Annotated in this window: 19 protein-coding genes; 3 read left to right on the top strand and 16 right to left on the bottom strand. The window is 28.4% G+C overall.

Annotation, left to right across the window (positions count from 1 at the left end; genetic code table 11):
* Positions 1-143 precede the first annotated feature (143 nt).
* The 7 genes from PZA12_RS12165 to PZA12_RS12135 form a co-directional block, all read right to left on the bottom strand.
* A complete protein-coding gene (locus tag PZA12_RS12165; protein WP_168982226.1) occupies positions 144-305 on the bottom strand; it encodes a hypothetical protein in 162 nt (53 codons plus the stop codon).
* A gap of 272 nt (positions 306-577) precedes the next feature.
* Positions 578-784, bottom strand: a complete 207-nt coding sequence (locus tag PZA12_RS12160) for an alpha/beta-type small acid-soluble spore protein (RefSeq protein ID WP_017209309.1) — start codon at positions 782-784, stop codon at positions 578-580.
* Positions 785-993: 209 nt separating this feature from the next.
* Positions 994-1,182 carry a hypothetical protein gene (locus PZA12_RS12155; RefSeq protein WP_077840618.1) on the bottom strand — a complete coding sequence of 63 codons (189 nt, stop codon included), beginning with the start codon at positions 1,180-1,182 and terminating at the stop codon, positions 994-996.
* Positions 1,183-1,577: 395 nt separating this feature from the next.
* On the bottom strand, positions 1,578-1,808 hold the full coding sequence (locus PZA12_RS12150) for a hypothetical protein (RefSeq protein WP_078115658.1): 231 nt from the start codon (positions 1,806-1,808) through the stop codon (positions 1,578-1,580).
* Positions 1,809-2,145: 337 nt separating this feature from the next.
* Complete coding sequence (locus PZA12_RS12145; RefSeq protein WP_168982228.1) at positions 2,146-2,319, bottom strand: hypothetical protein; 174 nt, start codon at positions 2,317-2,319, stop codon at positions 2,146-2,148.
* 376 nt (positions 2,320-2,695) lie between these two features.
* Positions 2,696-2,926, bottom strand: coding sequence for a hypothetical protein (locus PZA12_RS12140; RefSeq protein ID WP_012058560.1), 231 nt, complete (start codon positions 2,924-2,926; stop codon positions 2,696-2,698).
* A 196-nt stretch (positions 2,927-3,122) separates the two neighbouring features.
* On the bottom strand, positions 3,123-3,575 hold the full coding sequence (locus PZA12_RS12135) for an Lrp/AsnC family transcriptional regulator (protein ID WP_012058559.1): 453 nt from the start codon (positions 3,573-3,575) through the stop codon (positions 3,123-3,125).
* A gap of 703 nt (positions 3,576-4,278) precedes the next feature.
* Here PZA12_RS12135 and PZA12_RS12130 point away from each other — a divergent pair.
* Positions 4,279-5,709: an aspartate ammonia-lyase gene (locus PZA12_RS12130; protein ID WP_077840616.1), complete on the top strand. Its 1,431-nt coding sequence runs from the start codon at positions 4,279-4,281 to the stop codon at positions 5,707-5,709.
* A gap of 145 nt (positions 5,710-5,854) precedes the next feature.
* Here the strand turns inward: PZA12_RS12130 and PZA12_RS12125 are convergent, their stop codons facing one another.
* The 4 genes from PZA12_RS12125 to PZA12_RS12110 all read right to left on the bottom strand — a co-directional run bounded on the left by PZA12_RS12125 (position 5,855) and on the right by PZA12_RS12110 (position 8,807).
* Complete coding sequence (locus PZA12_RS12125; protein ID WP_242964386.1) at positions 5,855-6,487, bottom strand: DUF6304 family protein; 633 nt, start codon at positions 6,485-6,487, stop codon at positions 5,855-5,857.
* 142 nt (positions 6,488-6,629) lie between these two features.
* Entirely contained in the window at positions 6,630-6,989 is a 360-nt protein-coding gene (locus tag PZA12_RS12120) for a hypothetical protein (RefSeq protein WP_078115660.1), read from the bottom strand.
* A 236-nt stretch (positions 6,990-7,225) separates the two neighbouring features.
* The gene (locus PZA12_RS12115) at positions 7,226-8,206 is read right to left on the bottom strand and encodes a VanZ family protein (protein WP_078115661.1); all 981 of its coding nucleotides are present in this window, start codon (positions 8,204-8,206) and stop codon (positions 7,226-7,228) included.
* Positions 8,207-8,261: 55 nt separating this feature from the next.
* Positions 8,262-8,807 (bottom strand): phosphatase PAP2 family protein, encoded by a 546-nt coding sequence (locus PZA12_RS12110; protein WP_077844925.1) that lies wholly within the window; start codon positions 8,805-8,807, stop codon positions 8,262-8,264.
* 332 nt (positions 8,808-9,139) lie between these two features.
* Here PZA12_RS12110 and PZA12_RS12105 point away from each other — a divergent pair, with 332 nt between their 5' ends.
* Positions 9,140-9,529 carry a bacteriohemerythrin gene (locus tag PZA12_RS12105; protein ID WP_077841074.1) on the top strand — a complete coding sequence of 130 codons (390 nt, stop codon included), beginning with the start codon at positions 9,140-9,142 and terminating at the stop codon, positions 9,527-9,529.
* 180 nt (positions 9,530-9,709) lie between these two features.
* Here PZA12_RS12105 and PZA12_RS12100 read toward each other — a convergent pair whose 3' ends face one another.
* Entirely contained in the window at positions 9,710-10,165 is a 456-nt protein-coding gene (locus PZA12_RS12100) for an N-acetylmuramoyl-L-alanine amidase family protein (protein ID WP_078115662.1), read from the bottom strand.
* 281 nt (positions 10,166-10,446) lie between these two features.
* Between PZA12_RS12100 and PZA12_RS12095 the strand changes: the two genes are divergently transcribed.
* Complete coding sequence (locus PZA12_RS12095; protein WP_077830037.1) at positions 10,447-10,854, top strand: secondary thiamine-phosphate synthase enzyme YjbQ; 408 nt, start codon at positions 10,447-10,449, stop codon at positions 10,852-10,854.
* Positions 10,855-10,948: 94 nt separating this feature from the next.
* On the opposite strand, the gene PZA12_RS12090 is transcribed toward PZA12_RS12095, so the two are convergent.
* The 4 genes from PZA12_RS12090 to PZA12_RS12075 form a co-directional block, all read right to left on the bottom strand.
* Positions 10,949-11,152, bottom strand: coding sequence for a heavy-metal-associated domain-containing protein (locus PZA12_RS12090; protein WP_012058551.1), 204 nt, complete (start codon positions 11,150-11,152; stop codon positions 10,949-10,951).
* A 292-nt stretch (positions 11,153-11,444) separates the two neighbouring features.
* The gene (locus tag PZA12_RS12085; protein WP_078115663.1) at positions 11,445-12,011 is read right to left on the bottom strand and encodes a nitroreductase family protein; all 567 of its coding nucleotides are present in this window, start codon (positions 12,009-12,011) and stop codon (positions 11,445-11,447) included.
* A gap of 13 nt (positions 12,012-12,024) precedes the next feature.
* On the bottom strand, positions 12,025-12,705 hold the full coding sequence (locus PZA12_RS12080) for a GTP pyrophosphokinase (RefSeq protein ID WP_078115664.1): 681 nt from the start codon (positions 12,703-12,705) through the stop codon (positions 12,025-12,027).
* Between the two features lie 237 nt (positions 12,706-12,942).
* Positions 12,943-13,464 carry a 3D domain-containing protein gene (locus tag PZA12_RS12075; RefSeq protein ID WP_077844929.1) on the bottom strand — a complete coding sequence of 174 codons (522 nt, stop codon included), beginning with the start codon at positions 13,462-13,464 and terminating at the stop codon, positions 12,943-12,945.
* Positions 13,465-14,044: the final 580 nt, after the last annotated feature.

Genomic DNA, 14,044 nt, shown 5'->3' with positions numbered 1-14,044 from the left:
CTTTATATATAATTAATTATATATAATCAAACGAAATATATAACCAATTATATGAAAAAGAGGAAATTATTTTTATACTTCATACGTAACATATAATAAAATTCTAAATATATATTAATGTATATGTAAATTTAAAAATTCAATTAAATCACCTTTAAGTTCGTCACTCTTGCCAAAGTTGGAACATCATCTTCTTCTCCGTCTATTACAACAACAGCACTATGTTCTCCCATCAACTTAATCACAGTACCTTTCTTACCTTTATTATCGTTTTCTAAAAATTCAACTCTATCATTTATTTTCATTAATAGTCCCTCCATATTTTTTATAATATTTTTTATAATATTAATTATATCATATTTTATGGTTCATATTGTTTAATTTATAAAGAATGTGATATACCCGAATTTAGTTTATACATTTCTCCTTAATTGATCCTAGGTTTATTAGAATATTAGACATACGTTCATTGTAGCAATATATGTTATTAACTGTTTTTAACATATAAACTAATATACATTTTTATATTAAAAAGGCACTCATACTTCTATGAATGCCTTTTTTGTATAGTTATTTTTTATAACCCTTGTTCGTAGCTTTCTATCATTCTTTTTACCATTTCTCCACCAACGCTACCATTTTGCCTTGAAGATAGGTTCCCTTTATCGATGTTTTCATAGTTTTGTAATCCGATTTCTGATGCAACCTCAGTTTTTAATCTGTTTAAACCTTGCTTTGCTTCAGGTACTAATGTTCTATTGCTTCCACTATTATTTGATGCCATTTGAATCTACCTCCTTTTATTTTAATTTTGTTTGGCAGTAATATATTAACCAATAACACAAAATATAATCTATAAAAATATTAACAAAAATAGTATTGATAGCTTGTATTAGTTAATATTACTTTACGTCCCTAAGTACTTAGTGGATTTACTTACATGTTATTCATTGATATATTCGCCTAAAGCAGCAATATTCTTGTATTAACGCTTTATTTACTATTATTTAATGTTTTTATTATAAACTCATTTAATATCTCATCAAATTTCTGTTCAATTTTTTTATTCCTGTCTACATGTGCCTTATAACCTCTAACTACTTTAAATACTACACCTATAACTATGAATAACAAAAAGAAATTAATTAGCAGTAAAATTAATAAATTATAGTCGAATTTCATATTGCCCTCCATAACGCATCCATATATTAGTCCTATAATATTATCAGACAATATAGATGTATATGAGTAATATTTAATTATATTCCTATCTAGCATATATTTTTTGCTAATTTATTTAACAAAAGCATTTATATTCTTGCTAGTACTCTTTGCTAATTCCAAATAAAAACATACATTTAAATTGGAGTTCTATATTCCATCTTTAATTGAATACTTAACTTTTTTAAAGAACAAAGTGGCTGTGCCACGCTCTCCATTAATCACATTTTTACAAGCTATATCACTATTAAAGGTTGATATAACTGGCTCAAAAAACAAAATTTTTATACTTTCATACACAATAAAAAAGGCACCACAATAAAAAGTAGCACCTTTCATAGAATTATCAATTATTCCTAAGCTTCTTTAACATTATAAAGATTGTATTTCTCGCTGTCCCTTCTATAATAATCGCAAGAAACCTTTGCAGTGCAATAAGCTGATGTACAAATTACGATTTCTTTTATAGCTTCTCTAGTAGCCTCCATTGCCTTTCTTTTATAAAAGCAGTTCGATTCACTTTTGCACCACGAACAACTTTCATCATTATACTCTTTTACTAAACCTTTAAATTCATCTTTAACCATTTAAACCTCTCCCTTATTTAGATTATTAATTTTATAAAGACATATTAAATTTCCTTATTATAGCTCTATAACTTGTCCTTCCGTTTCTACCTAAACACAACTTCTAGTGGTTAAATTTAAGTATATTATTCATTTCGGCGAGACATACGCATAAGTCTAGATTATAGCTGATTTATCTATATATGTATCCACATTAATATATTTATGAAAATTTCTTATACTTATGTCTATATATTTTGTTTTCCTCCATGCCAACCAAATGTAATAAACAAACTAATACTAGAGACGCTAAAGGATAGTAAGTAATATTAATATCACTTACTATCCCCCGTCAGTATTACTGAGCCCGTAAAAATTCCTCATAAGTTTCTATATTATCTTTTCTATTTGTATCCTTTAACCATTTATCATACCTCAAAATGGATTTTTCTACTGTTTCCAATCTTAATTTGCCTTTATTTTTTCTTGTAAATTCTGCATAATATATGTTTATTTTAATTATATTCCCCATTCATTCTCATCCCCTCTAATATTCTATAGAATACAATTAAGTTGGTAAAATTTGTGTAGCAAATTCTGAAGAAAAAATTTAAATTAAGTGTTAATTTTATAAGTATTTCACTTCTTATACTGTAAATGTTATCACAACATTCAAACTTTAAAAATGCTTTTTACTCTAAACGCACAAATCTGACTATAAAACAACAATATTTTTGCATTAATTCTTTTTGTTGTAAAAAAATCGCATTATTTATTCACATAACAAAAAGCACCTATAAGTTTAGGTGCTTAAAACTTTGATATTTATGTTAGTATGTTTAATACTATGCTTTTTATATAGCATATATGTAACCCTCTTATTTTGAGGGTTTGTGCAAATTTCTGTTTTATTCCCATTCAATAGTTAATATCTCGAGTTCTCCTTCTTTAAGCGAAACTTTATATCCATCAGTAATTAGCCATGTAGCCAAATCTGTAACCATGTTTTTTCGGAGCTCATCTCTTTTACTTATGGCAAAAACGGCTGAAACTTTATTAACCCCCGATTTTTTACCTTGCTCAATATTTCTCAATATTATGTTCTTATTTTCGTTTAATTTTTCTTCATATTCACTCACAATATTTCCTCCCTCCAACTCGACATATATATAATTCCCAAATTATTTTCTTATAGAAACTTTCCTTGACATATATTTATACCATTACAATTCTATGATATAGACCTCCAGATTATTCTATATTTTATGTTGTAATAATAAAAACTGTTCTAAATATAAACCATGTTTATATTCAGAACAGTCTTCTTTCTTAAATCTATTTATCACCAATTTCTGATGTCACATCTATTCCTCTATGCTCAACAGCTGTAGAAAACACTATTTGAGTTTCCGTATTTCCAAACTTTTGTAATTCTCCAATAAAGGCATCTAATTCTAAAGTTGTGTGATAAGCAACCTTTATTAACATTGAATACTTGCCTGTTACGCAATTGCACTCAAGTACATTTGGGCAATTTGATATGAAAGGATAAAACTCTGGTTTCTGCTTAGGCGTCATTTCTAAATTAATAAATGCCTTAATATTATATCCTAACTTTAGTGGATCAACGTGTGCAGAATATCCTGTTATAACACCTGCTTGTTCCAATTTTTCAATACGTGCTGATACTGCGGGAGTTGATAAAAACACTTCCTCTGCTAAATGCTTTAGTGGATAACGAGCATTTTCTTGTAGAAGTTCAATAATCTTAAAATCAATCTTGTCCATATACTATACCTCTGTCTCCTTATGAATTAATTATAATAGCAAAATTAAAGAATAAAAAAACATATCAAATAATCCTAATAGTTTCTGATTATTGATACGCCCCTTTGCGCTCTATTATTAAATTTTCAGCAATCTATTCTTATTGCATACTTATTCAAATTGCCTATCTGTTATATTTATATTTTAAGGTGATTATTAGAAATTTACAAGTACTTTTTGAGGTTTTGATTTAAAAAATTAACTTTGTATTTTAGTATAAACTATTACGCTACTTATATATTTCAAACTTTTCCTTATTTATTCACAATTTTTATACTATTTTATTGTCTTTATGAATTTTTTCTTATTATTAAGCAAAACATCATCTAAAATTTTAGCAACATTACGAATTTATAGATATAATTCAATACTTATGTTCGCATTTTGTTTAAAATTTCAGACTTAATAAAATTAAGCATTTTTATATCTACTATAATTTTATTTAAGTGCATTATGCTAATTTTTAGCTTTTATTCACAATTTTGTTTCTAATATTTACATTGATTTTAAAGCGTGATAATCTTCAGTCATAGAGATTAATAAAAAAATAACGGTAGATATATCTTGATTATAAATTTATCTTTTGTTGTTAGAAATTATTTTAAGTAATCTATTATTTTAAATTTTTGAAATGATTTAAGTTATGAAAGCGAGGAATTTTTAAATGAAAACACGTATGGAATCAGACTCAATAGGAACTATGGAGGTACCAGCCAGTGCATATTACGGCATTCAATCATTAAGAGCAAAAAACAACTTTCCTATTACTGAAAGGAAATTAAATAAGGAATTTATAATTAGTCTTGCTGAAGTAAAAAAAGCTGCTGCTATTACAAATAGAGATGCAAATTTCTTAACTTCAACGATTGCCAATGCTATAATAAATGCTTGCGATGAGATTATTTGTGGAAAATTACATGAAGAATTTATAGTAGATTCAATTCAAGGAGGTGCAGGAACTTCTGCTAACATGAATGCTAATGAAGTTATAGCTAATCGTGCAATTGAACTCCTTGGAGAAATTAAAGGCAGTTATAATGTTGTACACCCAAATGATCACGTAAATATGGCCCAATCTACTAATGATGTATTTCCTACAGCCGGAAAACTTACAGTTCTAAAAATGCTTCCAAAAACTATTGCAGAGCTTCAACGTTTATATAATACTCTTAAATTAAAATCCCTAGAATTTAATAATATAATTAAAATGGGACGTACTCAACTTCAAGATGCAGTTCCAATTAGACTAGGACAATCATTCAATGCTTTTGCATCGATGATAAAACGTGATATAGAACGCTTAAAAGAGGCTGAAAAAGATATGCTTGTTCTAAATATAGGGGGCACAGCTATTGGTACAGCAATAAATGTAAGCCCTGAATATTTTCATAATATAACTCCTAATTTAAGAAAAATTTGCGGTCTTAATTTAACTCAATCAAATGATTTAATTGATGCAACTCAAAATCTTGACTGTTTTGTAAGTGTATCAGGACTTCTAAAAACATGTGCAGTCAATTTGTCTAAAATGGCAAATGATTTAAGACTTCTATCTAGCGGTCCAAAAACAGGTTTTGCTGAAATCAATCTGCCTTCAATGCAAAATGGTTCTTCTATTATGCCTGGTAAAGTTAATCCTGTTATTTTAGAAGTAGTCTCACAAGTTGCATTTAACATTATAGGTAATGATTTAACAATAACTATGGCGGCAGAAGCTGGTCAATTAGAGCTTAATGCTTTTGAACCTGTTCTATTCTACAAATTATTTGAGTCAATAGAAACGCTTCAAAATGCTACTGCAACTTTAGTTGATAATTGTATTATAGGTATTACTGCTAATGAAGTAAGATGCAAAGAACTCTTAGACAATAGTGTTGGTATTGTAACAGCACTTTGCCCATACATTGGATACCAAAATTCTGCTGACATTGCAAAAGAGTCATTAAAATCAGGAATTTCTGTAAAGGAACTTGTTCTAGCTAAAGGTATATTAACTTCTGAGGAATTAGAACAAATTCTAGATCCAAATTTAATGACACAATTGAATTCTTCACTAACACTAGAATCAAAGGAAAAAATAAATCAAGCAATATAATTTTTAACTCTTGGTATAATTTTAAAAAATTTGGATTATACTATTATATGAACATGATCTTATGAATCGTGGTATTAACCAAAAAGAGATAGCACATCTTATATGCGCCATCTCTTTTTATATTATTATACATAAACATGACTGATTAAATCTTACTTAAACAATATTCATTGAATATATAAGTAATTGGATACTTTTTAAGTCCATCAAAAGCATCTCTACTTCTAAAATCAGAGGATTCCAAATAAAAAGATTCGCTAGAAGCACTTTCATCATCTTCCTCTTCGAAATTTCTAAAACAATAAAAATCATTTTCTTTATTTGTTTCAATAGAATATACACCCAGCATACACGAAAAATCAGATTCCATAGTATATTCATTAGGCAGTTTTTTCTTCATTTTATATAATAATTCTTGCAAATTATATCCTTCAACAGTATAAGATTTTCCATCTAGATCAAGTGAAAGCATATTATTATAAGAATTTCTATGCCTCTTAATGCATAATATAGATTCTCTCACACATTCCTCACAATCATATGTCATTATTAATGGAATTCTTACATCCATAACATATTCTATTAATTCATCATCCTTTAAATAGAAAAGTTGTTTATGCTCATTAGGTCTCTTAGTATAAAAATCGAAATCAAAATGATCATCATAAAAGACGCAATCTCTTATATTAAATTGAAGTCCCCCTTTTAGAAAGTATAGTTCTGCCTGCTCACAGCCAAAATTATCAGTATATATAGCAGAATATTTTACCTTGACCATATAATATTTAATATCCCTCCCCAATTTATTTTTCTCATATCCCATTATAATTTAAAATAAAAAATTTAAATTATAATAAAAAACCACCTTTCTATATTACCACATTTAACCACAAACAGCAAAGATTATTATCTATGTACCTTTAATTATAAATAAAATTTTTATTTTGAGGCTCGTAGAAAGATAGTTCATGTTTTTGAGCTAATTCCTTTATTAAATCGCTTACATAATCAACCTTGCTAAATACACAAGACATAATAATGTGTCCTTCTGATTTATCAAAAGTTACACTCCATGGGCATAAATCTAAATCCCCAATTTCCTCTTCACTTATATCATCGATTTCAGGATGCCTAGCTGTTAATTCTTCATAAAAATCTTGTATTTTTTGTGTAGGACCGATTAACGAAGTATCTCCTTCGCATAGTCGTTTATATAGAATTTCTGCATCCTCTTTACTTTTTACACTATTGCAGTGCCATACCGCACAATCCCAACTCACATTCTTCCCCCTTTGTAATAAGCTCCAATATCATTTTCACTAATTTGCTTTCATAATAATCTTCCACATAATTATTATAATGTATATCTTTAATTTTCAAAATAATAATTTACTAACAATAAAAAATTATTTTCAAAGTTATTAAATATGGTTTGTTGAATAACTAGTTTTTATATAACCTTTATAATATCCAAGATGATGATTGTCTAAAATTTCATATTTCTTCGTTATTGCAGTTACTCCCACCAATGCTTTATTTCCGCGATACTAACATCCCATACCTTAGCATTTCCAGTAACTATAATTTTAACGTCTTTTATTTCCGAATCAAAAAACGTCTTTAACTTCATCATACGGCTATCTTTGTCTTGATCAGTGAACTGAGTAAACTCTTCCCCATTAATCATAATCGTAACGGAACCCTTATATTCTTCTCCGTCTGGAATACCATAATTGGCATAGAGCCATAGATTTTTCTTGCCTAAATTAAATAAATACTCCTTATCTATTCCATCACTACTTCCAAACAGATTAAATTTAGGCTGTACTGCCTCATCTTCAACCGTAAAAGTTGAAAAACTATTAGTTATTGGCATGGTTGTATTAGCTTCATTTAATGCTTGGACAGGTCCTATTCTTTCATTAACATGTACACCATAATCGATTGTTTCAGAAACCACCATAACCCCGACGATTAGCATAAGAATAGATACTGCAGAAGCAACTAGTTTTTTAAACGTAATCTCAGAAGAAAATCCTACTCTATACCCTACAAATCCCATGATTGCACCTAATGTATTAGATATAATATCCATGATGTCAAATGTGCCCATAAAAGTTAAGGACTGCAACACTTCCAAAAAAGAAATCACTAATATGAACAATGTTAAAAACTTTCTAAAACGTATACGATACAACAATGGAATTACTATTCCAAAAGGTATAAAAGCAGCAATATTTCCAAAATCGTATAACCATGACATCGTTAGTTTCGGAAATCTTAGCGGAACCCCTTCTGGCACAAACATAAATGTATACTGATCATTATTGATTCTATGGTCTAGCCTACTAAATCCCAAGAACATGAAATACAATATTAAAATTGTATATAATAGAGTTCCCATAAGAATAAATCTACGTAATTTAGCATTCATAACCTCAGAATTCCCCATCAAAACTTCATTCCCCTTTGGAATTCTTTCTTGTTCGTTTTTCATTCTTAACATCTCCTTTCATCTTCAAAAATCACATCGGAATCAATAGTAACTTGGTTTAGCTCAAAATAGAACTTAATGCTCTTTTATTAAATGCTGCAATAACTAAATTACCTATTAAAAGCCCAATAACCATCGCTGCAAAAACATCTGATGGATAATGTACATACAAGTATAACCTTGAAAAGCCTATTAATGTACTTAGAGTTAATGCAAGTATCCCAGCTCTCTTATTCATATAATTAATTATAGTTGCTGGTGCAAATGAACACATAGTATGGCCTGACGGAAAAGAAAAATCTGTTGGCAGCTTCATATGAATCATATTTAATATTGGTTCAGCATTAAAAGGACGAGTTCTGGCTACCAAAGGTTTTAAACCTAAATTTCCTACAATAAAACATAATATCAAAGAGCATATGATCATAATACCATACTTCCTATATTTTTTTCCTACTATAAGTATTAAAGCAATAAACGTCCATATAGTAAGTTTGCTTCCAAGTATAGTTATTAGTGGCATAACCTTATCTAAAATGGGAGTCCTCATATGGATTTGTATAAATTCTAAAATATTATTATCTATGTTCTGAATCACTTCCATAAATTCCAATTCCTTTTCTCATTTATTTTTTTATAGTTTTTGCATTGCAATAGCGAGTTTACGTTTAAAATATTAATAAAAAAGAGACCAATTAATCTTAAAATGTAAAAACTTAAGTGCAATATATAGTTTATATTGATAATTGCTGTAAATTTTTCTAATACTACTGTATCATTAATTTAGCAGGATTTATATAGTTTCTTATATATACCAATGTTATTTACTCTTATTGATAGGAATTATCTTTATCCCTTATCTAGAAAATTTTACAAAAGTGATATATAATTATTTTATATGTAATTATACAATTATAAGAAAGAAGGTAACATTTAATGTATGAATTTAAAGAAGAATTTAAGACTGGAATTGATTTTATTGACGAACAGCACAAAGTTCTCTTCGAAATAGCAGACAAAGCTTACAATTTACTAAAAAATGATTTTACAACTGATAAATATGATGACATATTAGAGTTAGTAGATGAGCTACGTGATTATACCTCATTCCATTTTAAAGCAGAAGAAGAATATATGAAGAAAATTAACTATAAAAGAATGTTCACTCAAAAGATAGAACATGACGCTTTTATAAAAAGAATTAATGAAGTAGATTTTAGGAGTATTGATGAAAATCAGAATGAATCGATTTCTACTCTATTACAACTTTTAAATGATTGGTTAATTGAACATATCTTTGAAAACGATAAGTTGATAGGTCAATAAAGCTACAATTTAGCATTTTCTAGGACAAGCTTTTTTCTTTTTAGATATAAAATTATTATAAAAAATACTATCTCTCAATGTTTTTTACCAATACATTTTGAAATAGTATTTTTTCTTTTTTCAAGTTTTTACAGATTGGTAATTTCACTGTATATCTATAAGATAATTTATTTCAAATATCTATCCTTCCTCCCACGCCCCATCTGGTCCTAAATAATAGGTTCCAATATATATGTCCTTAACCATTACTCCAGAGGAATTTAAATAATATAAATTTCCATTATATCTAAGCCATCCTGTCACCATTTCTCCAGAACTATTTAGATAATACCAATTCCCTCTATTTTGAATCCATCCAGTCAGCATTTTTCCTGTAACTGTGTCTAGATAATACCACTTGCCTTCACTTTTAAGCCATCCGGTTTTTGCCATACCGTTTTCATCTAAATAATACCAATTATCTTTGTATTTATACCAACCAGTATTTTGTTCGGGACCACTATAATATCGCCAGCTATTGTTTACATATACCCATTCTCCATTTGCCTTTACATCATAAATTAATTGAAGTGCAAATACAATACTTAATAAAGTTCCTAACATTAATATATATTTAAAACTAATAGTTTTTATCATTTTCTTATCCTCTCCAAATCAAAAATCTATATTTACTATTATTTTTATTAACATAATTTATAAAATAGACTTAAAATTCCTAGAGAATAAAAAAATTCAATTACACTGCTGCATATATGGTTCAATTAAGTTTCTGCATTCTACTTCCAATAAATCATCTGGTTCATTAGAATCTAAAATCTAAGTCTATTATTACAATATAGACTTATAAAATTGTTTATATATTTACATAATTGGTATATTATAATATTATGTAAAAACAATGTTAAGGAGGCTTTATTATGTCAAATTTATTTAAACACTCCCTCGAAATTAAACCTAGACAATCGATGGTTGATATAACTTCTTATATAAGAGAAGATATTAAAAACAGTAATATTAGAAATGGAATCATAGTAGTTTATTGCCCTCATACTACCGCTGGAATAACTATAAATGAAAATGCAGATCCAGATGTAGTTAGCGATTTAATATATGGTTTTGAAAAAATTTACCCAACCACAGATCCGAATTATAAGCATTTTGAAGGGAATTCACATTCTCACCTAAAATCTTCAACAGTAGGTGCTTCACAAACTCTTATTTTAAATAATGGCAATCTAATTTTAGGACGATGGCAAAACGTATATTTCTGTGAGTTTGATGGTCCTAGAGATAGAATGTTTTATGTAAAAATAATAGAAGGCTAATCCTGGTTAAATTTTATATTTACATAAAAACTAAAGAGGAATGTAAACCTAAATACATTCCTCTTTAGCAACAAATCTAAAAAGATATTTTCTTTTATCTAGCATCATGTCCTGTATTCTCTATACAGCTTTTGATTTCTTCTACTGTTGCAGGAGCATTATATACTACTTCAACGCTTCCACGTGCAAGATCTACACAAACCTTATCTACACCTTGGATTTTTTCCAGTGCATTCTTAACTTGTGTTTTCATATTTTCATTTGCTAATCCATCAACATTATAATGTATTCTTTCCATATATACTATTCTCCTTTTTCTACAAAGTAACAAGTATAGTATGTTCAAAATCACACTATTATATCAATATTTTTTAAAGAAAATGAATTCTCATTTGTTCACTGGATACTCACAGAGTAAGCAACCATCATTAAATCATAGATGCTCACAGAGAAAGTTCTTCACCTATAAATTAAACAGCTATTCTGCAATTAAGAACTCTTCACTTATAGCCAAATACAAGATCGGGAGCATCACTTTTGAGCTGTCTGCTTAACCGATTCACATCAAATAATAGATTCGAGTTCACTACTTATAAAATCAAATCACCCAATGTTCTTTTTGGAACATGATGTACTTGGTTGTCATCTCTCCAATACTTCACATCTCCAGATTCATTTATATTTTCTATAACTACTTCTTCTTTAGGATAACCAAGAGCTACTACCAAAGCAATTTCAAATTTTTCATCTAAATTTAGTTCTTCTCTTAAATTCTTTCTATCTATATTTCCTATAATGCATCCGCCCAAATTATTTTCAACAGCTCCAAGTAACATACTTTGTACTGCTATGCCATCATCTTGTGATGCACCTTGGCCAAGACTTGTATCTTTTAGCACTACTATATAAGCACTTGGTTTTTCACCTTCTTTAGGACCATCCCAATCCTTATAGTAACCTGCCCAAAATATGCATTTACTTATTTTTTCATTTTGTTCTTTTTCATTTGATAAAATGTATTTTAACACTTGTTTATTAGCTCCTGATGGTGATAGTCTCGCTAAATCTACCAATTCTCTTAAAGTATTCATTTCAATACTCTTATCCTGATAAAACCTCCTATATGATCTATTTTTCAATACAAGCTCTTTTATCATTTTAACAACCCACCTATCTTAGTTTTTCTACCTCTCTTTGTATATCTTGCATTCTCATATCTGTAGATGCTATAAGCTCTGCACATTCCTTTAGGTCTTGTGTAATATGCAGTGGTCCATCTCCAGATGTCTTATAATATAATTTATGCTCAAGACTAGCCCAAAAGTCCATAGCTATCGTTCTAATTTGAACTTCAACTCTGACTGGCTCTACATGATCCGAAAAAAATATTGGAACCTCTATAACTAAATGAAGACTTCTATAGCCATTTGGCTTAGGACTGTTTATATAATCTTTTTCTTCAATTAGTGTTATATCATCCTGTCTTATTAGCATATTGGCAATATCATATATATCACCTACAAAAGAACAGATAACTCTAATTCCCGCAATATCATTTAAATTCTTTTTAGCAGATTCAATACTCATCTCGAACCCTTTACGTTTAAGTTTATCCATAATACTGCTTGGAGTCTTCACTCTGGATTTCATGTATTCAATCGGATTCCTCTTCCTCTTTATCTTAAGTTCATCATCTAAAATATCTAATTTAGTCTTAACTTCCTTTATTGCTGATCTATAAACAAGTAACGTTTCATTCATCTCTTCTATTCTTTCTTCAACTAATTCTGGTGATATAATGTTTTCTCTACTGTCCCAAAATATTTGATCATTTTCTTTTGATTGACCCATAAGCCTATTGTCCCCCTTAGTCTAAAAAAAGACTCTTCTTAACAAAATATATGTAATATATATTGCAATTCACAATGCACATTTCACAATTCACAATTACAGCTAAAATTCTTGTAATATTTTTTAGAATTATAATGAAGGACTGTTTTTACAATATATATATTCTATTTTTTTCTTGCTTTATTTCCTCATACTAACATAATTTTAATTGAATATTAGAAAAACTTCAAGCTACTATTATTTTATTAAATAAACTGTAGTCTTTTTTCTTCCAAATTCCTTGACTTGCTCATGGGTTGGAAGCCACACATCTATTATATAGGTGCCATCACTTTTAACTTTAACTGCGCCACCTCTATCTTCTGCATCAAAAATACCGTCATCTTTGTAATCTTTTAAATCCGGAATATATATTTTACTTCCTAACGGAATATTTTTAGGTACAGCTATAGTTCCAACTCTAGTATGGGTCTGCATTGCGGTTTCTGAGCCCCAGGCTTCTGAACATATAGCGCAATTGCAGTAGGCTGTTAATTCTGCTTTTATCGGCACTTTGGGTGCGGCAGTTAATACTTTTTCTATATTCTCATTTTTATTAGTAGTATTATCATTTGCATCAGAGGTATCCTTATCTTTTCTAGCTATTAAGCTGCTGTAATTTATTTCACCAAATGTTACTTTATAATAAGCTGCAAGCCCACCTAATACAATTGCTAAACATATGTATGTTACGCATACACATTTCTCTAATTTCGACAATAAATTTATTCTCCTTTATATAGATAATATATTTTTTTATTTTATTTTTAATTTATTTACAATATATACTATTATATAACACTTTTTCTTCAATTTAAAGTTAATTGGGTCATTATGTATTTATATCCAACACGATCAACATAAAGTATAACTTCAACTTCTTAATTTAGTAAAAATCACATAGCAACAAAATCCCATCCGACTGTGTAGCTTGAGATTTCACTGCAATATAAATTTCTAGAGAAGAAAAAAAGTGGCTGCGCCACGCTCATTCTTAATAATATTTTTACAAGCCAACATCCTCTTAACCATTGATATAACCAGCTTTCAAAATTCAAAATTCTTATATTTCCCTAGACAATAAAAAAACTTGGATTCATAATCTTAGAATTCCAAGTTTTTTTTACTAATGCTTTATTTAAATTTTTATATATTCAATTTAAAGATCTGACTTATTAGATAAATATACCTACATTTTTGCTAAAGCTTTAGAATCATCATCGCTAGAAATAATAAATATATTCGTAGCTTTTAGGATTAAAATATTTATAATCTCTGTAAATTATAACATAATTCCAAG

Origin of the sequence: Clostridium beijerinckii (assembly GCF_036699995.1) — a bacterium.
GTDB lineage: Bacteria > Bacillota > Clostridia > Clostridiales > Clostridiaceae > Clostridium > Clostridium helianthi.
Note: the sequence above shows the minus strand (reverse complement) of the source record. Positions and strands in the feature narration are given on the sequence as shown.